The sequence below is a fragment of the Nocardioides sp. WJ219 genome (assembly GCF_058559815.1).
In genome coordinates, this window is record NZ_JBZUJV010000015.1 from 58,782 (window position 1) to 77,568 (window position 18,787).

The following is an 18,787-nucleotide window of genomic DNA, read 5'->3' on the forward strand; positions in this document are numbered from 1 at the left end:
CGCCCGCCGAGCAGCCGGTGGATCCGAGCCGCGGGAAGACAGCTGCCTCGCGCCCTGTTGATCCACCCCGCTCCTAGGCTGGCGCGGTGACCTCCGACCGCTTCCTGCCCGACGGCCGCACGATGCGCGAGCGGATGCTCGCCGGTGACGACTACCTCGCCGACGACCCCGAGCTCGAGGAGTGGAGCCACGTCGGGCGCGACCTGGCGGCGGCGTACAACGCGACCACGTCGCGGCAGGGCCCGCTGCGGCGCGCGATCCTCGAGCAGCTGCTCGGCGGCATCGGCGAGGCCACCGAGATCCGCCAGCCGTTGCAGGTCGACTACGGCACCAACCTCACCATCGGCGCCCGGTGCTTCGTCAACTACGGGCTGGTGGCGCTCGACGTCGCGGCGATCACCATCGGCGACGACGTGCAGATCGGGCCCCACGTCCAGCTGCTCACGCCGACCCACCCCCTGGAGCCCGGACCCCGGCGCGACAAGTGGGAGTCCGCGGCGCCGATCACGATCGGCGACAACGTCTGGCTCGGCGGCGGGGTCATCGTGTGCCCCGGCGTCACCATCGGCGCCGACACCGTGGTCGGCGCGGGCGCGGTCGTCACCAAGGACCTGCCGACAGGCGTGCTGGCCGTCGGCAACCCGGCCCGGGTCGTCCGCGAGCTGTGAGCTGGGCGACCTGCACCGCGGGGCACGTGCACTGGGGGCAGCGCGGTGCGGCCGGGCTCCTGCTGGCACGGGGCGGTACGGCGCTCCTGCAGCTGCGGGCGCACTGGGCCCACCAGGGCGGCACCTGGTCGCTGCCCGGCGGCGCGATCGAGCGCCGGGAGAGCCCGGTGGAGGCCGCGCTCCGCGAGGTCGAGGAGGAGCTCGGGCTGCACCCGGACGCCGTCGCGGTGCGGGGCTCGCGGGTCGCGCTCTGCGGTGGCTGGGCCTACGAGACCGTGCTGGCCGAGCCCGCCGACCGGCACGCGCCCGTCGTGGTGCGCGACCGCGCCGAGACCGCCGCGCACGCCTGGGTGCCGGCCGCCGAGGTCGCCGACCTGCCGCTGCACCCGGCGTTCCGCCGGGCCTGGGCCGACGGCGACGGCGTGCTGCGCGACTTCGTCGCGGACACCGCCTAGGCGGGGGCGGCGACGACGATCTCGAAGCGCACCTTCCGCGTGGCCACGTCGGCCTCGGTCAGCCGCACCCGGACGTCGTTGCCGAGCGGCAGCGGCGCCGCGGACCGCACCGGCGCCTCGACGCCGAGGTCGCGCACGGTCACCTTGCCGCGCGTGTCGTCCTTGTCGTCGACGCTGACCACGACGCCGTCGTGCTCGGTGCCGACCTCGCCGGCGAGCAGCCCGGCCTCCACCAGGTCGACCACCGCCCGCTCGTACGACGCCGCGCGCCGTCCCGAGACCGCCATCTCCTCCGGCAGGGCGGGCAGCGCCGCCAGCACCCACGCGGGCACCTGCTCCTCGGCGCACAGCGCGACGCAGACCTCGCCGGCGTAGCGGTCGGCGAGGCGGCGCAGCGGGGCGGTGACGTGGGCGTACTCCGAGGCCAGGGCCGCGTGCTGCGGCTCGGCGGGCACCTCGCCGTCGAAGGCGACGTAGCCGCTGCCGCGCAGCAGCCGGGCGCTGGCCAGCACGACGGCCGCGTGGTCGGGCCGCGACGGGTCGAGCGAGCGGATGAAGTCCGACGGCAGCTGCTCGGCCGGCCAGTCGACGCCGAGGGCGCGGGCCGTGCGGTGCAGGCGCTTGAGGTCGCGCGGGTCGGGCGGCGGCAGGGTGCGCAGCAGACCCACCCGGGCGTAGACCATCAGTGACGCAGCGCCGAAGCCGGTCAGCAGCGAGATCTGGGCGTTCCACTCCTCCACCGGCAGCATCCGGCGGAACTCCAGGCGCCAGGCGCCACCACCCTCGGGCACGTCGACGACCTGCTCGGGCAGGGGCAGGGACACGCCACCGCGCGCGGCGTCGCGGGCGAGGCGCTTCTCGCCGATCTCCTGGACCAGCCGCAGCACCTCCGAGGCGCTGCCGTCGTCGATGGCGGCCTGCGCCCCCTCGTAGGTCAGCTGCGCCGTCGAGCGCACCCGGGCGCGCTCGACGTGGACGTCGGTGCCCTCACCGGTCTGGTCGACGTGGATCGTCCAGAGCAGCGCCGGCCGCACCTGGTCGGGCAGCAGCGACCCGGCGTCCTCGCTGATCACCTTGGGGTGCAGCGGCACCTTGGAGTCGGCGCCGTACAGCGTCTGGCCGCGGCGGTGCGCCTCGAGGTCGACGGGGTCGCCGGGGGTGACGAACGCCGCGACGTCGGCGATCGCGTAGCGGACCACGTAGCCGCCCGGGTGCTCGGCGTCGCGCTCGACGTGCACGGCCTGGTCGAGGTCGCGGGCGCCGTCGGGGTCGATCGTCACGAACGGGATGTCGGTGCGGTCGAGGTCGGGCAGTCGGGGCGACGCCGCCGCGCGGGCCGCCGCCTCCTCCACCTCGGGCGGGAACTCCGCCGTCACCGCGAGCTCGGCCCGGATCTGCTCGATCCCCTGGCGGAGCGTGGCGACGACGGCACGGTCGTCGGTGCGGACCCGGACCACGCGGCTGCTGGACATGCACCGACCCTAGCCAGCGCGCCCCGCCCTCCCTCGGCGCGGCGCGCGCCACGCCCTCTCCTACGCTGACGCGGTGCTGATCCTGCTGCCCCCGAGCGAGGGCAAGACCGCGCCGCGTCGCGGCAAGCCGCTCGACCTCGCGGCGCTCTCGTCGCCCACCCTCACCGAGCCCCGGGCCCGGGTCCTCGACGCGCTCGTCGCGCTGTGCCAGGGCGACCCCGACGTCGCCGCGACGACCCTCGGCGTACCCGCGTCGCGACCCGACCTCGTCGCGCTCAACGCCGCGGCCACAACGGCCCCGACGGCCCGCGCCGACGCCGTCTACACCGGCGTCCTGTACGACGCCCTCGACCCCGCCACGCTCACGCCGGCCGCCAAGCGCCGCGCGAGCAGCCGCGTCGCGGTGACCTCGAGCCTGTTCGGCCTGGTCCGGCCCGGCGACCGGATCCCGGCCTACCGGCTCTCCGGCGACGCCTCGCTGCCCGGCCTCGGTGCCGTCGCCGGGGTCTGGCGCGACGCGCTGGGCCCGGCCGTCCTCGACGCGGTCGGCACCGGTCTGCTGGTCGACCTCCGCTCGGGCATGTACGCCGCGTTCTGGCGCCCGCCGGCCGACCTCGCCCGCCGCGTCGCCACCGTGCGCGTGCTGCACGAGTCCGACGGACGACGCTCGGTGGTCAGCCACTTCAACAAGGCCACCAAGGGCCGGATCGTCCGCGCCGTCCTGGAGGACGGCCGCGACCCCCGCACGCCGGCGGCCCTCGCCGCCGTCCTCACCGACCTCGGCTGGACCGTCGAGGTCGGCCCCGCCACCGCCAGGGGCACCCAGCTCGACGTCGTGGTGACCCAGGTCTGAGCGAGGGTCTGACCGAAGGGACGTGGGCCTGCGGCCGCGGGCGGGTTAGGGTCCGGTCGCGGTCCTGCTCGACCTCGGGAGCCGCACGACCTCGGGAGGACCCATGACCGGACCGCACCGTCCACGCCGTACGACGGCAGCCGCGCTGGCGGCCTCGATCGGCGCCCTGGTCGTCGTCGTCCTGCTGGGCGGCCTCTCCCCGGCGACCGCCGCCGGCCGGCCGACGCCCGGCGCCTTCACCGGCTACGCCTTCGACGCGCGCTGTGCCCCGACCCAGGCCGAGATGGATGCGTGGCGGAGCTCGTCGCCGTTCTCGGGCGTCGGCATCTACCTCGGCGGGTCGACGGCGTCCTGCCGCGAGGACCCCGCCACGCCGGGCTCCGGACAGCCGCACCTCGACGCGACCTGGGTGCGGCGGCAGACCGCTGCCGGGTGGCGGATCCTCCCGCTCTGGGTCGGTCCGCAGGCCTCGTGCAGCACCTACCCCGACCGGATCGACCCGGCACCGGCGTCGGCGTACGCCGCCGCTGACGCCCAGGGCCGCGCGGAGGCCGCGGCGGCGGTCCAGCGGGCGCGCGCGCTCGGCATCCCCGCCCGCAGCACGCTCTGGTACGACCTCGAGGGCGGCTACGACCTCGCCGACACGGACTGCCGGCGCTCGGCGCTGCGGTTCCTGTCGGGCTGGACCTCGGCGCTGCACGCGCTCGGCTTCCGCTCCGGGGTCTACTCCAGCATCGCCGATGGCATCCACTCCCTCGACAACGCCGACAACGTCTCGCCGGGCTCCTACGAGATGCCCGACCAGGTGTGGTTCGCGTGGGCCAACGGCCGCGCCGACACCGTCTTCTCCGACAAGGTCCGGGCCGGCAGCTGGGTCGGCCAGCGGGTCCACCAGTACGCCCTCGACCAGCGCGCGACGTACGGCGGCGTGAGCCTCACGATCGACCGCAACTACCTCCAGGTCGGCGGCGGCTCCGTGGCTCCCCCGGCGCCGCGCGTGTGCGGTGGCGTGCGGCTCGACCGGCCCGACTACCCCACGCTGGCGCCGGGCCGTCGCGGCGACGCCGTCCGGACGGCGCAGTGCCTGCTGAAGCGCCGGGGCGCCTACCGGGGCCCCGTCGACGGTCGCTTCGACCGCGACGTCGCGGCCGCGGTGCGGCAGCACCAGCGCGCGGCGCGGATCGCCCGCACCGGTCGCGTCGACCGACGCACCTGGGTCACCCTCCTCGGTGCGGGTTCCCGACCGCTGCTGAAGGAGGGCTCGGCCGAGGAGGCCGTCCGCCGCCTGCAGCGCACGCTCAACGCCGCCACCGCCGCGGACCTGCGGGTGACCGGCGTGCTGACCGCCGGCACCACCCGGTGGGTCAGGACCTACCAGCGCCAGGTCGGCCTGCCGGTCACCGGCGTCGTCGCCGGCGACACCTGGGCGTCGCTGGTCCGTGGTCGTCTCTAGCCGCGCGCGGCGGGTCGCCGGGACTCACCAGGTGCCGGCGACGAAGGCGTCGCGGGCGGGCGGCAGCGCGTTGTAGAGCCGCAGGGAGCCGCGGCCGTCCTCGAACCACGAGACCACGGTCACCGACGCCGGCGACAGCTCCATCCGGAAGACCACGTCGAGCGGGACCCCGAGCGCGTGCGCCACCAGCGTCTTGATCGGCGTGACGTGGCTGACCGCGACGACCGTCCCGCCGCGGTGGGCGGCGAGCACCCGGTCGAGCCCGGCCAGCACCCGCTGCTGCACGGCGCGGAACGACTCGCCGCCGGCGGGTGCGGCGTCGAGCGACCCGAGCCACGCGTCGAGCTCGTCGCCGTGCCGCTCCTGGACCTCGGCGAACGTGAGCCCGTCCCAGTGCCCGAACTCCATCTCCGCGAACCCCGGCTCCTCGGTCACCGCCACGTCGAGCGCCTCGCCCACGATGTCGGCCGACTCGCGGGTGCGGCGTACGGGCGAGGCCACGACGGCGTCGACCTGCTCGGCCATCGGCTGCAACCAGTGCGCGACCGCCCTGACCTGGTCGCGGCCCTCGTCGCTCAACGGCGGGTTGTCGCCGCCGAGCCCGCCGGAGAACCGCTTGGCCGAGGTGTGCACGGTGACGCCGTGGCGCACCACCACCAGCGTGGTCGCCTCCCCCGGCCCGCCCCAGCCGCGCGCGGGCGGCTTCGCGGCCTCCTGCACCTCCTCGGTCAGCGAGTCGGCCGGCGGGTCCTCGACCGGTGTGCCGGCGACGGTCACGCCCGAGCGCTTGCCGTCGAGGGCCTCGTTGGCCAGCCGGTCGGCGTGCTTGTTCTGCTCCCGCGGCACCCACGTGTACGTCGTCCCGAACGGCGCCAGCCGGTTGGCCTCCGCCGCCAGCGGCCGCATGTCGGGGTGCTTGATCTTCCAACGGCCCGACATCTGCTCGACGACCAGCTTGGAGTCCATCCGGACCTCGATGTCGGCGTCGGGCGCGTGCTCGGCGGCCATCCGCAGCCCGGCGATCAGCCCGGAGTACTCCGCGACGTTGTTGGTCGCGACGCCGATCGTCGAGCCGTCCTCGGCGATCACCGCGCCGGTCTCGGCGTCCTTGAGCACGGCGCCGTACGCCGAGGGGCCCGGGTTGCCGCGCGACCCGCCGTCGGCCTCGATCAGGACCGAGCGGGCGGTCACAGCCCGGATTCCGCGGTGCGCACCAGGATGCGCTGGCACTCCTCGCAGCGCACCACGGTGTCCTCGGGCGTCGCCCGGATGACCCCGAGCTCGGTGTTGTCGATGCCGAGCTGGCAGCCCGAGCACCGCCGCTGCGTGAGCTCGGCGGCGCCCACGCCGCCCTTGCTGGCGCGCAGCTTGTCGTAGAGCGCGAGGAGGTCGGCCGGCAGGTCGGCCACCAGCGGGGCACGCTCGGCCGCGACCTCCACGAGCTCGCGGTCGATCTCCCCGGCTCGCTCGTCGACCTTCGCCCCGAGCTCGGCGAGCCGCTCGTCGGCAGCGGAGACCCGCTGCTGCAGCTCGTCGAGCGTGCCCTGCGCCTCCTCGAGCTGCTCCATGATCTCGAGCTCCTCGTCCTCGAGCGTGCCGATCCGCCGCTCGAGGGACTGGAGCTCGTGCTGCATCCGCTCGAGGTCCTTGGGGTTGGTGACCAGGCCCTGCGCCATCCGGTCGCTGTCGCGGGTGCGGCGCGCCTTGACCTGCTCGACGTCGCGGTCGGCCTTCTTCTGGGCGGCGGTCAGGTCGTCGACGAGCACCTGCTGGTCGCGCCGCTGGTCGTCGACCTCCCGCCGGCTGGCCGTGAGGCTCGCCGTCTCGGCCAGCTCGGGCAGCGATGCCCGCTGGTGCCGCAGGTGGTCGGCCCGCGCGTCGAGCTTCTGGACGTCGAGCAGACGGAGCTGGTCGTTCGGCGAGGCCTTCACAGGCGCATTGTCCACGGGTCGGTGACCACCGTGCTGACCCGGGTCTGCACGGCGTCGCCCAGCTCGTCGTGCAGCCGGGTGGATGCGGCCGGCAGCCAGGTCGACTCGGCGGCCCAGTGGGCGACGTCGACCAGCGCCGGACCGCCCTTCTCGACGAACTCCGACGCCGGGTGGTGGCGCAGGTCGCTGGTGACGTAGACGTCGGCGTCGGTCCGCAGCACCGCGTCGAGCAGGAAGTCGCCGGCGCCGCCGCAGACCGCCACGCGTCGGACCCGCCGCTCGGGATCGCCGGCCACCCGCACCCCGTGGTGCGTGGTCGGCAGCGCCTCGGCGACCTGGGCGGCGAACTCCCGGAGGGTGACCGGCGTGATGGTGCCGATCCGGCCCGTGCCGGTGTTGCCGACCTCCGCGTCGAGGACCGCGATCACGTCGTACGCCGGCTCCTCGTAGGGGTGCGCGGCCTTCATCGCCGCGACGACCTCACGACGACGTCCGCGGGGCAGCACGACCTCGACCCGCAGCTCCTCGACCTCGGCGATCTCGCCGACCCGGCCGATCATCGGGTCGGAGCCCTCCAGCGGACGGAACCGGCCGATGCCCTTCGCCGAGGTGAACGACGCGAAGTCGTAGTTGCCGATCGACCCGGCTCCGGCCTCGGCCATCACCGCGCGCACGACCGCCGCCGCCTCGGCGGGGACGAAGACGGTGAGCTTGTCGATGGGGTCGCCGGGCGCCGGGGTGATCGGGGCCTGGTCGCCGAGGCCGAGCGCGGTGGCCAGGGACTCCGAGACGCCGCCGGCGGCCTGGTCGGCGTTGGTGTGGGCGGTCAGCAGCGCACACCCGGCCCTGACCAGCGTCGCCAGCGTCCGCCCCTTCGGTGTGGTCGCGGCGAACCCGTGCACCCCCTTGAGGAACAGCGGGTGGTGGGCGACGAGCAGGTCGGCGTCCCAGGCCGCCGCCTCGGCCGCCACCTCCGCGGTCACGTCGACGGTGAACATCACCCGCCGCACGTCCTGCCCGGGATCGCCCCACACCAGCCCCACGGCGTCCCACGAGTCGGCCGTGTGCGGCGGGTACCAGGTGTGGAGCAGGTCGACGACGTCACTCAGGCGGGGCACGCGCTCAGGTTAACGAGACCGTCGGCGACGCCGACCCACGCTGGTCGAGGAGTGCGGCGGCCTGCGGTGGTTTCGAGACAGGCGCTGGCGCGCCTTCCTCGACCACCGTCGGCGGCAGCCGTCGTACGACGGCCCATGACGCTGGTCGAGCCGGGCGAGCGCCAGCGAGCCCGGGTCGAGACCCGGCGGGGTGCGCACCCTGCGGGGGTCTCGACTCGCGGAGACTTCGTCCCCGCGGCTCGACCACCGTCGGTGGTCGGTTCGTCGTACGACGGCCCATGACGCTGGTCGAGCCGGGCGAGCGCCAGCGAGCCCGAGTCGAGACCCGGTGAGGTACGCACCCTGCGGCGACCCACGCTGGTCGAGGAGGGCCGCCAGGCCCGTCTCGAGACCACCCCCGACGCAGGTCTCCACCGAGGGTGGTTTCGAGACGGTTGCTAGCGCAACCTCCTCAACCACCGGTGGTCGAGCCCGGGTCGGGATCCGGCGAGGGTGCGCACCCTGCGGCGACCCACGCTGGTCGAGGAGGGCCGCCAGGCCCGTCTCGAGACCACCCCCACGCTGTCGAGGGTGGCCGGCGCCCTGCGGTGGTTTCGAGACAGGCGCTAACACGCCTTCCTCGACCACCGTCGGTGTGGGCTCCTCAGTTGACCTGGCGGTCGCGGCCCTCCCAGTACGGCGCGCGCAGCTTGAACTTCTGCAGCTTGCCGGTGGCGGTGCGGGCGAGCTCGGCGCGGAACTCGATCGAGGTGGGGGCCTTGTAGCCGGCGGCCTTGTCCTTGCACCAGGCGATCAGGTCGGCCTCGGTGGCCTCCTCCCCCTCCGACAGCACCACCAGGGCCTTGATGGTCTCGCCCCACTTCTCGTCGGGCACCCCGATGACGGCGACCTCGGCCACGGCGGGGTGGGAGAACAAGACGTCCTCGACCTCGATGGAGGAGACGTTCTCGCCGCCGGTGATGATGACGTCCTTCTTGCGGTCCTGGATGGTGACGTAGCCGTCCTCGCCGATCACCGCGCCGTCGCCGGTGTGGAACCACCCCCCGGCCAGGGCCCGCTCGGTCTCCTCGGGCTGTTCCCAGTAGCCCTCCAGGACGACGTTGGAGCGGGCCAGCAGCTCGCCGCTACCGCCCTCGTCGCCGGCCTCGCTCGTCGTGAGACGGACGCCGAGCGCGGGCGCCCCTGCGCGGGTCAGCTTCTGCGCCCGCTCCTCGGGCGAGAGGTCGTCCCACTCGGAGCGCGACCGGTTGACCGTGAGCAGCGGCGAGGTCTCGGTGAGGCCGTAGATCTGGATGAACTCCCAGCCGAGCTCGGACTCGACACGCGCGACGGTCTTCGTCGGCGGTGGTGCGCCGGCCATGATGATCCGCACCCGGTCGCGGCCCGGGATCTCGCCCTCCCACGACTGCGCCGCCTCGAGCACCGCCGCCGCGACGGCGGGCGCGGCGCACATGACCGTGACGCCGTGGTCGCGGACCCGGCGCAGGATCTCCGCGCCGTCGATCTTGCGCAGCACCACGTGCCTGACCCCCAGCCCGGTCATCGCGAACGGCATCCCCCAGCCGTTGGCGTGGAACATCGGCAGGGTGTGCAGGTAGACGTCGCGGTCGCTGACGCCGACGTGCATGGCGAAGGTGACCGCGTTGGTCCAGATGTTGCGGTGGGTGATCTGCACGCCCTTGGGCCGCGCGGTGGTCCCGGAGGTGTAGTTGATGGTCGCGGTGGCGTTCTCGTCGGGCTCCCAGGCCCGGGGCTCCACGCCCTCGGCGGCGTAGAGGTCGGCGTCATCACCCAGCACGAAGCGGTGCTCGGCGGCGACCCCGGCCAGGGCCTCGTCGAGCTCGGGGTCGACGTAGAGCACCCGGGCACCTGAGTGCTCCACGATGTAGCGCACCTCGTCGGGGCGGAGCCGGAAGTTGACCGGCACCAGCACCCGCCCCGAGCCCACGACCCCGAAGAACGACGTCAGCAGCCGGGCACTGTTGTGGCTCACCACCGCCACCCGGTCACCGACCCCGAGGCCGAGCTCGTCGAGCCGGGCCGCCTGACGACGCGCCAGCGCCCCCATCTCGGCGTACGTCACCTCGCCCAACGACGACGCAGGCTGGTCGGGCTCGTCGACCACCCCCACCCGCTCGCCGTAGACCTGCACGGCACGGTCGACGAAGTCGCGGACGGTCAGCGGGACGAGCATCGGGCCTCCTCGAGGAGCGGTGACCCTGGTCACTCTAGGACCGCACCCGTTGCCGGGAGGTTGCCGTCACCCGGCTCCATGAGAGTCCTCTCATCGACGTCTCACCCGGGACCCACGCTGGGCCAGCATCGTGGGCGTCATGAGCCCGCTGTGGAGGACCGTCGTCGCGCTGCTGCTCGTGCTGCCGGTCGGCGGCTACGTCGTCGGCTCGCTCCTCTGGTCGAGCGCGGCCGAGCCCGAGCCCCGCCGCCCGATCATCATCACGGAGGTCGAGCGGGACGAGCCGACACCGACACCGACGCGCGACCCGGACCGGACCCCCGAGCCGCGGCCGGCCCCGCCGCCCGCCGACGACGACGCCGACGACGACGCGGACGACGACGCTGACGACGGGCCCCGACAAGACGACGACGGCGACGACGATGCGGACGAGCGGCCGCGACAGGACGACGACGGCGACGACGGCGCGGATGACGGGCCCCGACAGGACGACGACGGCGACGACCGGCCCGCTCCCGCGCCCCGCGGTGGTGACGACGACGAGCGCGAGGACGATGATGGCGACGACGACGGCGAGGAGGACGGTGACGACGACGACTGAGCCAGCGCGCACCTCCCCCGGCACCCGCCCGACCGGCCCCGGCCCCCGCGGCACCGCCGACGTCCCCGACGCCCGACCCCGCAGGTCGGGCGTCTCCGTGCGCGTGCGCATCGCCGCGGCGGTCGCGGTGATGGTGGCGGCCACCCTCGCCGGGGCCGGGGTCCTCGTCTACGTCATCGAGTACCAGCGCCTCGACGACAACACGGTCAACGAGGTCGACCAGGAGTTCGACGAGTTCACCGCCCTGTCGTCGAACGGGACCGACCCCGCCACCCGCCGTCCCTGGGCCAGCAGCCGCCCGCTGCTGAAGACCTTCCTGGACCGCAACGTGCCCGACGACGACGAGCGCCTGGTGGGCTGGCTGGGCGACGCGCCGATGTTCTTCTCCCCCGGCGCCGACGCGCTGGCCGAGGACCAGGAGTTCCTCGAGGCCGCGCGGCCGCTGGTCGCCGAGGGCGGGTCGACCCGCCTGCAGACACCGACCGGCGAGCTCCTCATCTCCTCGCTGCCGGTGAGCATCAACGGCGAGACCGGTGCCCTGCTCGTCCTGAACTACCTCGACGACGACCGCGGCGAGCTGCTCGACACGATGGGCACCTACGCGATCGTCACGGTGCTGTCGCTGCTGCTGATCGTGGGGGTGGCCTTCTGGCAGGCCGGCCGACTGCTCGCACCGCTGCGCGTCGTGCGCCAGACCGCCGACGAGATCACCGAGACCGACCTATCGCGCCGCCTGGCCGAGCAGGGCAACGACGACATCACCGCGCTCACCCGCACCTTCAACGGCATGCTCGACCGGCTCGAGGCGGCGTTCACCGGTCAGCGTCAGCTGCTCGACGACGCCGGCCACGAGCTCCGGACGCCGCTGACGATCCTGCAGGGCCACCTCGAGCTGCTCGACACCGACAACCCGGTCGAGGTCGCCGAGACCCGCGAGCTGCTGCTCGACGAGGTCGACCGGATGGCCCGGTTGGTGGAGGACCTGATCCTGCTGGCCAAGACCGAGCGCCCCGGCTTCCTGGCCGTCGCCCCGGCTGACGCCGCCGAGCTCACCGAGGCCGTCGCCGCCAAGGCGGCCGGCCTGGGCGACCGGGCCTGGCAGGTCGACGGCGTCGCGTCCGTCCGGGTGCCCGTCGACCAGCAGCGCATCACCCAGGCGCTGCTGCAGCTGGCCCACAACGCCGTCAAGCACACGCGCCCCGGCGACGTCGTGGCCGTCGGCTCGACCGCCGAGCCGGGCGCGGTGCTGTGGTGGGTCCGCGACACCGGACCCGGCGTCGCCGCCGACGACCGCGACCGGATCTTCGAGCGCTTCGGTCGCGGCACGGACGCCGGCGACCGCCACCCCGACGGCTTCGGGCTCGGCCTGTCGATCGTCCTCGCCATCGCACGGGCCCACGGCGGCGACGCCTGGCTCGACGACGACTACCGCGACGGCGCGCGGTTCGTCGTCTCGGTACCGCTCCCGCCCGGTTGGGAGACCCCGGTCGCCGAGGTGGCCCCCGCCGACCACGACGGGCCGGACGGCCCGCCCACCCGCACCGAGGAGGCCTGATGGCGCGCATCCTGATCGTCGAGGACGAGTCCCGCATCGCGTCGTTCCTGGCCAAGGGCCTGCGATCGGAGGGCCACGTCGCCACGGTCGTCGCCGACGGCCGGGCCGGGCTCGACGAGGCGATGAGCGGCGCCCACGACCTCGTCGTCCTCGACATCGGCCTGCCGGGCCTCGACGGGTTCGCGGTGCTGCAGCGGCTGCGCGACCAGGGCTCCAAGGTGCCGGTCATCGTGCTCACCGCCCGCGACTCCGTGGCCGACACGGTCACGGCGCTCGAGGGCGGCGCCGACGACTACATGCCCAAGCCGTTCCGGTTCGCCGAGCTCCTGGCCCGGGTGCGGCTGCGGCTGCGCCAGCAGGGCGACGCCGGCGGCGCCGGTCAGGAGACGCTGGAGGCCGGCGGCGTACGCCTCGACCTGCGCACGCGGCGGGCCACCGTCGGCGGCAAGGAGATCGACCTGTCCGCCCGGGAGTTCACCCTGGCCGAGACGTTCATGCTCAACGCCGGTAACGTGCTCTCCCGCGAGCAGCTCCTCGACCACGTCTGGGGCCTCGACTTCGACCCCGGCTCCAACGTCGTCGACGTCTACGTCGGCTACCTGCGCCGCAAGTTCGGCTCGCAGACGATCGCCACCGTGCGCGGGATGGGATACCGGTTCAACACATGACGCTCCTGCGTGGCCGCTACGAGCTCGGTGAGCTCCTCGGCCGGGGTGGCCTGGCCGACGTCCACCTCGCCACCGACACCCTGCTCGCGCGCCAGGTGGCCGTGAAGCTGCTGCGCGACAGCGCCGTCGACGACACCGACCGCACCCGGTTCGAGCTGGAGGCGCGCACGCTCGCCGCGCTCTCCCACCCGGCGCTGGTGACCGTGCTCGACGCCGGCCTGACGGCCGCGGACGACCGGCCGTTCCTGGTGCTCGAGCTGGTCACCGGGCCGAGCCTGTCGCAGGCGATCGGCCACGGCCCGCTGCCGCTCGACCGCACCCGCGCGATCGGTCGCTCGGTGGCCGAGGCGCTCGGGCACGCCCACGCCGCCGGCGTCGTGCACCGCGACGTCAAGCCCGGCAACGTGCTGCTGCGCACCGACGGCGCCGTCAAGCTCGCCGACTTCGGCATCGCCAAGATCGCCGGCGAGCTGTCGCGGCACACGCGCACCGGCCACGCCGTCGGCACGGCGGCGTACATCGCGCCGGAGCAGGTGCGCGGCCACGACGTCACCGGTGCCGCCGACGTCTACGCGCTCGGGCTCACGCTGCTGGAGACGCTCACCGCCGAGCGGGAGTACCCCGGCCCGCCCGCCGAGGCGGCGCTGGTCCGGCTCAGCCGTCGCCCCGTGGTGCCGTCGGGTATCCCCCAGCCGGTGCGCGACCTGCTGACGGCGATGACCGAGCTCGACCCCGCCGACCGGCCCACCCCGGCCGAGGTCGCGGGCGTCCTGGGCCGGCAGGCGACCACATCCCCACCGCCACCCCCACCCGTGCTGCCCGACCGCACCCGCGTGCGGATGCGCGCCGCCCCGGTCGTCGTCCCCCGGCCCGGCCAGCGACCTCCGCTCGCCGAGCGGCTCGCTGCGGTGCCCCAGGAGTGGTGGGTCTTCACCGCCCTCGGCGTCCTGCTCCTCGTGCTCGCGATCACCGCCGCCCTCGCCTGAGGCGGCGGTGGTTTCGAGACAGGCGCTAGCGCGCCTTCCTCAACCACCGTCGGTGGCGCCGTCGTACGACGCACCGTCGGCGACCCACGCTGGTCGAGCCGAGACCCGGCGAGGGTAGGCACCCTGCGGGGGTCTCGACTCGCGGAGACTTCGTCCCCGCGGCTCGACCACCGTCGTGCGACGCACGCTGGTCGAGCCGGGCGAGCGCCAGCGAGCCCGAGTCGAGACCCGGCGAGGGAAGGCACCTTGCGGGGGTCTCGACTCGCGGAGACTTCGTCCCCGCGGCTCGACCACCGTCAGGCCGCCACGCTGGTCGAGCCGGGCGAGCGCCAGCGAGCCCGAGTCGAGACCCGGCGAGGGTAGGCACCCTCCACCACCGTCGGTGACCTGCCGTCGTACGGCGAGCGTCAGCGGGCGCCGACCTTGAAGCTGAGCTTGTGGGCGGGCTGGGCGGTGAGCACCGGTTCGAGCGCGTCGGCGACGTCGCGGGGCTCGGGGCGGTCCTCGGCTCGGAAGGCCAGCGTCGCGTAGAGCACCGTCGCCACGGCTGGCGGGACGCCGTCGGGCAGCGTGTAGGGCTCGTCGACCAGCTGGGGGTAGCGCACCGCCAGGTCGTCGGACTCGGGGTCGCCCTCGTCGAAGGGGCGGTAGCCGGCGACGGCGTGGAACAGCGTCGCGCCCAGGCCCCAGACGTCGCTGGCGTAGCCCGGCGCAGCCCCGCCGACGACGGCGTCGCCGGGGGCGGCCTGCTCGGGCGCCATGTAGAAGTCGGTGCCGATCTGGTTGGCCAGGGCGCCGGCGCGCTCGGCGGGGCGCGCGACCGAGAGGTCGATGAGCCGGGCGGGGGCGCCCATGATCACGTTGCTCGGCTTGATGTCGAGGTGGCACAGGTCGATGTGCCGGAAGTAGTGGAGGGCCGAGGCGATGTCGATGGCGAGCGGCAGGTACTGCTGCTCCGACAGCCGCCCGTGGCGCCGCAGGAGGCTCGACAGGCGCGGCCCGTCGATGTTCTCCAGGACGACGTGCGGGCGCTCGCCGTCGAGCACGTGACGCAGCCCGCGGACGACCACAGGGTGGTTGGCACGGGCCAGCGAGTCGACCTCGCGGGCCAGGCCGCGCAGGGTGCTCGCGTCGTCGACCTGGTCGGGACGGACCAGCTTGACCACGACCGGGGCGAGGGTGACCTCGTCGAAGGCCAGGTACGCCTCGTACGCCGAGCCACCCCCGAGCAGCCGCATCGCGGTCAGCTCGGGGGTGATCTCGTCTCCCTCACGCAGGCGCCAGGAGGCGGCGTCGCTCATGCGGGGATCCTGCTCGTCATCTCGGGATCGTCTCAGCGACGGGTGTTGTTGCGCGAGCGGTCGTTGGTCTGGCGCGCGGAGAAGTCCCGGTTGCCGCTGCCCGGACCGTCGTTGGTGAAGTCCTTCTTCTTGCGGTCACGGCTGTCGTCGCGACCGGTGGCGGCACCGGTGCCGGTGTTGTCGCCGCGGCTGCGCGAGTTGGTGCCGTCGTTGGACCGCGTCGTGTCGTCCCGCGCGTTGGTGTCGTCGTCGTCGTCGTCGCTGACCAGGACGACCTCGGTCGTGTCCTCGTCGCGCTTGGCGAACCGGTCGTCACCGGCGGCGACCGAGGTCGAGGCACCGGGCAGGGCGAGCAGACCGGCTCCCACCAGGCCGGCGAGCCCGAGGGTGCTGGTGGAGAGGACGGTGCTGAGCTTCATGGTTCGGTTCCTTCCGTGGGGGCCGCGGGGTGCGACCTCGATGTAGGAACTCTGACGAACCGCGGTGAGGCGTCCGTGAGCGCGCGGTGAGAGGTCTCTCATCCGTCGCCCACGGACGCCAGTCCCGTGGGTCGCGGCGGCTCAGCCGGGCCAGGAGGCCTCGGTGACCTGACCACCGACGACGCCGACCTCCAGCACCACGTCGTCGGTGCCCTTGAGCAGGAGCCAGTACCTGCCCTCGACGAGCTCGGGGTAGACCAGGGTCGGTACCTCGCCCCCACCGGGGAGCGGACGCCTGATCACGGCCACGTGCGGCCGGTGCCCGTGCCCGTGGCCGTGGCCGTGGCCGTGCTCGTGGCCGTGCTCGTCGTGGCCCGACGCCAGCTCGGTCCCGGTGGGGACGACGTCCACCTCGACGCCGACCATCTCCTCCGGCATCGTCACGACGACGGCGCCCACGTCGCCCCCGATGTCGAGCACCACCGGACCCGTCCCCGCGAACGGGTTCTCCGGGGAGTCGGGGAGGCGCTGGGTCACGGCTCGGACGTCCCGGGGACCGTCTGGAACCCGCCACCCGGGAGGGGCATGAACGGGAACCGGTCCAGCAGCGCCGGGCGGTTGTCGTCGGTGGTGCCGTCCTCGAGGGCACCGGCCGCGCCGTCGGGGGTGTACCCGGGGTCGACCAGCGGGATCGTCTCGCCGGCGACGGCCCGCAGCTCGATGGCGACCACGTCGTCGCCGAGCCGCCGACCGTTCGGGTAGCCCGCGAGGTCGCCGCCCACGATGCCGAACTTGTTCTCCTGGGCCGAGGGCGGCACGGCCATGTTGAGGCGCAGCAGGTCGGCCTTGCGGGGTCCGGTGTAGTTCTGGAAGACCGACCGGCCCGTGCCGTCCTTGATCACCCCGCTGGGGATCCCGGTGAGCAGGATGGCGTCGAGGTCGGCCCGCGGCTTGTCGTAGGCCTCCAGGTTGGGGAAGACGCCCGGGTAGAGCACCGGGAGCAGTCCGGCCAGCTCGGGCTTGGCGACGTACGGCGCGTACGTCGCGTCGTCCTTCGGCTCGGCCGCGTTCCACTTGTCCTTCTCGGCCATCGGCACGATGACCTCGTTGAAGAGGGGGTTGGCCAGGCGCGAGACCTGGACCGCCGGGCCGGTGCCGCCGTACTTGCCGGTGCTCTTGTTGAACACCCGTGCGGAACGACGGCTGGCCGTGGCCCACACGCCGATCACGTTGCGGCGGTTGAGCACGACGCCGTCGGAGGGCAGCCCGTCGCGGGTCAGGTCGGTCGACGGCACCTGGATCGCGATCGTGTGGACGTTGTAGGACTGCACCGAGTTGATGCCGTCCATGGCCGCCATCGGCAGGAGGTGGGCGTCCTGGAACGGCCGGAGCGTCCCGAGGTCGAAGATGCTGCCCAGGTCGACCTGGAAGGCGTCACCGCGCTGGCCGGCGAAGAACTTCCGACCGGCGACGGTCTTGGTCGCGGCGTCGGCGAGGTCGCCGTAGTCCGGCGTGCTGCGCGGGCCGACGTTGCACGGCGGCACCGGGAGCGAGCCGGTGATGGCGGCGGCCTCGCCGTTGACGACGCGGACCACGCTGTAGGTCTGCGGGCGGTTCCAGCTCGGGCTGGAGAGGCTCTCGATCGGGCCGGTGTTGTAGAGGAACGTCTTGGGGTTGCGGACCTGGGTCTTGAACCGGAACTGGTAGCTGACGTTCGCCTCGCACCGGTTGGTGTTGGAGATCTTGATCTCGTAGAGCACGTCATCGGCGAACTCGTAGAAGTTCGGGCCGCCGTTGGGCTGCTGCAGGGGGATGAAGTTGGCGATGATGACGACCTGACCGGGCTCGGTCGGGTGCATGAACGCGTAGGTGTCGGTGCCGTCGGCGGCCGGGTCCTTGGCCATCTCGGGTGCTTCGCGGTGGGAGCTCATCTCACTTGCCTCCTGCGGCGTTGAGGAGCCGGGTCGCGAGGTCGCGGTCGTGGACGACCACCTCACGGTCGCCGACGAGGAGTCGGACGATGCCCTGGGCGGGGTCGTCGACGAGGGCGAGCACGGGTTCCTTGGCCCGGGTGGCGCTGGGCTTGGCCTCGGCCGAGCCGGCTGCGCCGAGCCCGGTCGCGCCGGCCGCCGCACCCACCCCGGCCGCTGCCAGGAACTTCCTTCTGCTGGTCTCACTCACGGTCTGCCTCCATGCGCTCCGACCGGCCCGTGTGGGCCGGGTCACAGACCGTTCGGTGCCGACGGCTCCGCGGATGGCGTCAGGTCACCGGAGATTCCGCAGCGCCTCGCGCCGCGACAGGGCGCTCATCCGTGGGCCGTGGCGCTCGACCTCGGCTCGCACCCAGTCCGGGTCGACGCGTGCGTGCTGACGCAGCGCCCACCCGACGGCCTTGCGGAGCCAGGTCGTCTCGTCGTCGAGGTTGGCCTCGACCACGTCGCGGAGCAGGTCGACGTCGGTGTCGGCCCCGGCCAGGACCTGGCACAGCACCGCCGTGCGCCGCAGCCACGGGTCGTCGTCGACGGCCCACGTGCGCACGACCGGCGTCACCTCGGCGCGGTGGGCGGCGAGCACGTCGGCCACGGGGTGCGTCGCGATCTCGTCGACGACGTCCCACCAGGCACCGGTGGTGACCAGGTGCCGCAGCAGGGGCAGCGTGTCGGGGTCGAGCCACCGGTGCAGCCGCCGCAGCCGGACCAGCGCGAGGGCGGCGTACCACTGCTCGCGGTGGGTGGCGCCGTCCCACAGCGCCCGCACGGTGGCCTCGTGGCCGTCCCGGTCGCCCGGCTCGTACGCCGCCAGCAACGGTCGCAGCACGGCGCGGAGTCCCGCGGCCGGCAGCCCGTGGAAGGGCAGCGGCGACCTCATGTAGGCCTGCTGCTGCGGCGCCCGGACGGGATCGCCGGCCGCGGCCAGGGTCTCGCGCACCAGGCTGATGAACGCGTGGTCGGCACCCACGCCGCGACCGTACCCGGCGCCCGCCCTTAGACTGTCCCGACGCCCACGGCGTCCCGGGCGTGTAGCTCAGCGGTAGAGCCCCTCGCTTACAACGAGGTGGTCGGGGGTTCGATCCCCTCCGCGCCCACGTGGTCCCCGGCGGCCCCGGCCCCCAC

The 18,787-nt window shown here is 74.1% G+C and carries 19 protein-coding genes and 1 tRNA gene; 9 read left to right on the forward strand and 11 right to left on the reverse strand.

Going from position 1 to position 18,787, the window contains the following annotated elements; all coding sequences use genetic code 11:
• The first annotated feature begins 86 nt into the window (after nucleotides 1–86).
• Nucleotides 87–668, forward strand: coding sequence for a sugar O-acetyltransferase (locus AC4MBH_RS23580; protein WP_491797858.1), 582 nt, complete (start codon nucleotides 87–89; stop codon nucleotides 666–668).
• 26 nt (nucleotides 669–694) lie between these two features.
• Nucleotides 695–1,123 carry an NUDIX domain-containing protein gene (locus AC4MBH_RS23585; protein WP_491797859.1) on the forward strand — a complete coding sequence of 143 codons (429 nt, stop codon included), beginning with the start codon at nucleotides 695–697 and terminating at the stop codon, nucleotides 1,121–1,123.
• Here the strand turns inward: AC4MBH_RS23585 and AC4MBH_RS23590 are convergent.
• Nucleotides 1,120–2,595 carry an RNB domain-containing ribonuclease gene (locus AC4MBH_RS23590; protein ID WP_491797860.1) on the reverse strand — a complete coding sequence of 492 codons (1,476 nt, stop codon included), beginning with the start codon at nucleotides 2,593–2,595 and terminating at the stop codon, nucleotides 1,120–1,122. The two genes, AC4MBH_RS23585 and AC4MBH_RS23590, sit on opposite strands and share 4 nt — an antisense overlap.
• Nucleotides 2,596–2,668: 73 nt before the next feature.
• Between AC4MBH_RS23590 and yaaA the strand changes: the two genes are divergently transcribed.
• Nucleotides 2,669–3,448 (forward strand): peroxide stress protein YaaA, encoded by a 780-nt coding sequence (gene yaaA, locus AC4MBH_RS23595; RefSeq protein WP_491797861.1) that lies wholly within the window; start codon nucleotides 2,669–2,671, stop codon nucleotides 3,446–3,448.
• Nucleotides 3,449–3,551: 103 nt separating this feature from the next.
• Nucleotides 3,552–4,901, forward strand: coding sequence for a glycoside hydrolase domain-containing protein (locus AC4MBH_RS23600; RefSeq protein ID WP_491797862.1), 1,350 nt, complete (start codon nucleotides 3,552–3,554; stop codon nucleotides 4,899–4,901).
• Nucleotides 4,902–4,925: 24 nt separating this feature from the next.
• Here the strand turns inward: AC4MBH_RS23600 and AC4MBH_RS23605 are convergent, their stop codons facing one another.
• The 4 genes from AC4MBH_RS23605 to AC4MBH_RS23620 form a co-directional block, all read right to left on the reverse strand.
• Entirely contained in the window at nucleotides 4,926–6,092 is a 1,167-nt protein-coding gene (locus AC4MBH_RS23605; RefSeq protein ID WP_491797863.1) for a bifunctional RNase H/acid phosphatase, read from the reverse strand.
• Nucleotides 6,089–6,832, reverse strand: coding sequence for a zinc ribbon domain-containing protein (locus AC4MBH_RS23610; protein WP_491797864.1), 744 nt, complete (start codon nucleotides 6,830–6,832; stop codon nucleotides 6,089–6,091). The genes AC4MBH_RS23605 and AC4MBH_RS23610 overlap by 4 nt, the downstream gene beginning before the upstream one ends.
• Nucleotides 6,829–7,950, reverse strand: coding sequence for a Nif3-like dinuclear metal center hexameric protein (locus tag AC4MBH_RS23615; RefSeq protein WP_491797865.1), 1,122 nt, complete (start codon nucleotides 7,948–7,950; stop codon nucleotides 6,829–6,831). The genes AC4MBH_RS23610 and AC4MBH_RS23615 overlap by 4 nt, the downstream gene beginning before the upstream one ends.
• Nucleotides 7,951–8,593: 643 nt before the next feature.
• Nucleotides 8,594–10,144 carry an AMP-binding protein gene (locus tag AC4MBH_RS23620; protein WP_491797866.1) on the reverse strand — a complete coding sequence of 517 codons (1,551 nt, stop codon included), beginning with the start codon at nucleotides 10,142–10,144 and terminating at the stop codon, nucleotides 8,594–8,596.
• Between the two features lie 139 nt (nucleotides 10,145–10,283).
• Here AC4MBH_RS23620 and AC4MBH_RS23625 point away from each other — a divergent pair, with 139 nt between their 5' ends.
• Genes AC4MBH_RS23625 through AC4MBH_RS23640 form a run of 4 tightly spaced genes read left to right on the forward strand, consistent with a single transcriptional unit; the run spans nucleotide 10,284 to nucleotide 13,954 of the window.
• The gene (locus tag AC4MBH_RS23625; protein ID WP_491797867.1) at nucleotides 10,284–10,745 is read left to right on the forward strand and encodes a hypothetical protein; all 462 of its coding nucleotides are present in this window, start codon (nucleotides 10,284–10,286) and stop codon (nucleotides 10,743–10,745) included.
• Nucleotides 10,729–12,300: a sensor histidine kinase gene (locus AC4MBH_RS23630; protein WP_491797868.1), complete on the forward strand. Its 1,572-nt coding sequence runs from the start codon at nucleotides 10,729–10,731 to the stop codon at nucleotides 12,298–12,300. Before AC4MBH_RS23625 ends, AC4MBH_RS23630 begins: the two co-directional genes overlap by 17 nt.
• The gene (locus AC4MBH_RS23635; RefSeq protein ID WP_491797869.1) at nucleotides 12,300–12,968 is read left to right on the forward strand and encodes a response regulator transcription factor; all 669 of its coding nucleotides are present in this window, start codon (nucleotides 12,300–12,302) and stop codon (nucleotides 12,966–12,968) included. The genes AC4MBH_RS23630 and AC4MBH_RS23635 overlap by 1 nt, the downstream gene beginning before the upstream one ends.
• Entirely contained in the window at nucleotides 12,965–13,954 is a 990-nt protein-coding gene (locus AC4MBH_RS23640) for a serine/threonine-protein kinase (RefSeq protein WP_491797870.1), read from the forward strand. The genes AC4MBH_RS23635 and AC4MBH_RS23640 overlap by 4 nt, the downstream gene beginning before the upstream one ends.
• Before the next feature lie 407 nt (nucleotides 13,955–14,361).
• On the opposite strand, the gene AC4MBH_RS23645 is transcribed toward AC4MBH_RS23640, so the two are convergent.
• The 6 genes from AC4MBH_RS23645 to AC4MBH_RS23670 form a co-directional block, all read right to left on the reverse strand.
• Nucleotides 14,362–15,255: a serine/threonine-protein kinase gene (locus AC4MBH_RS23645; RefSeq protein ID WP_491797871.1), complete on the reverse strand. Its 894-nt coding sequence runs from the start codon at nucleotides 15,253–15,255 to the stop codon at nucleotides 14,362–14,364.
• 32 nt (nucleotides 15,256–15,287) lie between these two features.
• The gene (locus AC4MBH_RS23650) at nucleotides 15,288–15,674 is read right to left on the reverse strand and encodes a hypothetical protein (protein ID WP_491797872.1); all 387 of its coding nucleotides are present in this window, start codon (nucleotides 15,672–15,674) and stop codon (nucleotides 15,288–15,290) included.
• Between the two features lie 141 nt (nucleotides 15,675–15,815).
• The gene (locus tag AC4MBH_RS23655) at nucleotides 15,816–16,211 is read right to left on the reverse strand and encodes a hypothetical protein (RefSeq protein ID WP_491797873.1); all 396 of its coding nucleotides are present in this window, start codon (nucleotides 16,209–16,211) and stop codon (nucleotides 15,816–15,818) included.
• Entirely contained in the window at nucleotides 16,208–17,605 is a 1,398-nt protein-coding gene (locus AC4MBH_RS23660) for a DUF4331 domain-containing protein (protein ID WP_491797874.1), read from the reverse strand. The genes AC4MBH_RS23655 and AC4MBH_RS23660 overlap by 4 nt, the downstream gene beginning before the upstream one ends.
• Before the next feature lies 1 nt (nucleotide 17,606).
• Nucleotides 17,607–17,855 (reverse strand): twin-arginine translocation signal domain-containing protein, encoded by a 249-nt coding sequence (locus tag AC4MBH_RS23665; RefSeq protein ID WP_491797875.1) that lies wholly within the window; start codon nucleotides 17,853–17,855, stop codon nucleotides 17,607–17,609.
• A gap of 84 nt (nucleotides 17,856–17,939) precedes the next feature.
• Nucleotides 17,940–18,632, reverse strand: a complete 693-nt coding sequence (locus tag AC4MBH_RS23670; protein WP_491797876.1) for a DNA alkylation repair protein — start codon at nucleotides 18,630–18,632, stop codon at nucleotides 17,940–17,942.
• 55 nt (nucleotides 18,633–18,687) lie between these two features.
• On the opposite strand from AC4MBH_RS23670, the gene AC4MBH_RS23675 reads away from it, so the two are divergent.
• A tRNA-Val gene (locus AC4MBH_RS23675) sits at nucleotides 18,688–18,759 on the forward strand.
• Nucleotides 18,760–18,787: the final 28 nt, after the last annotated feature.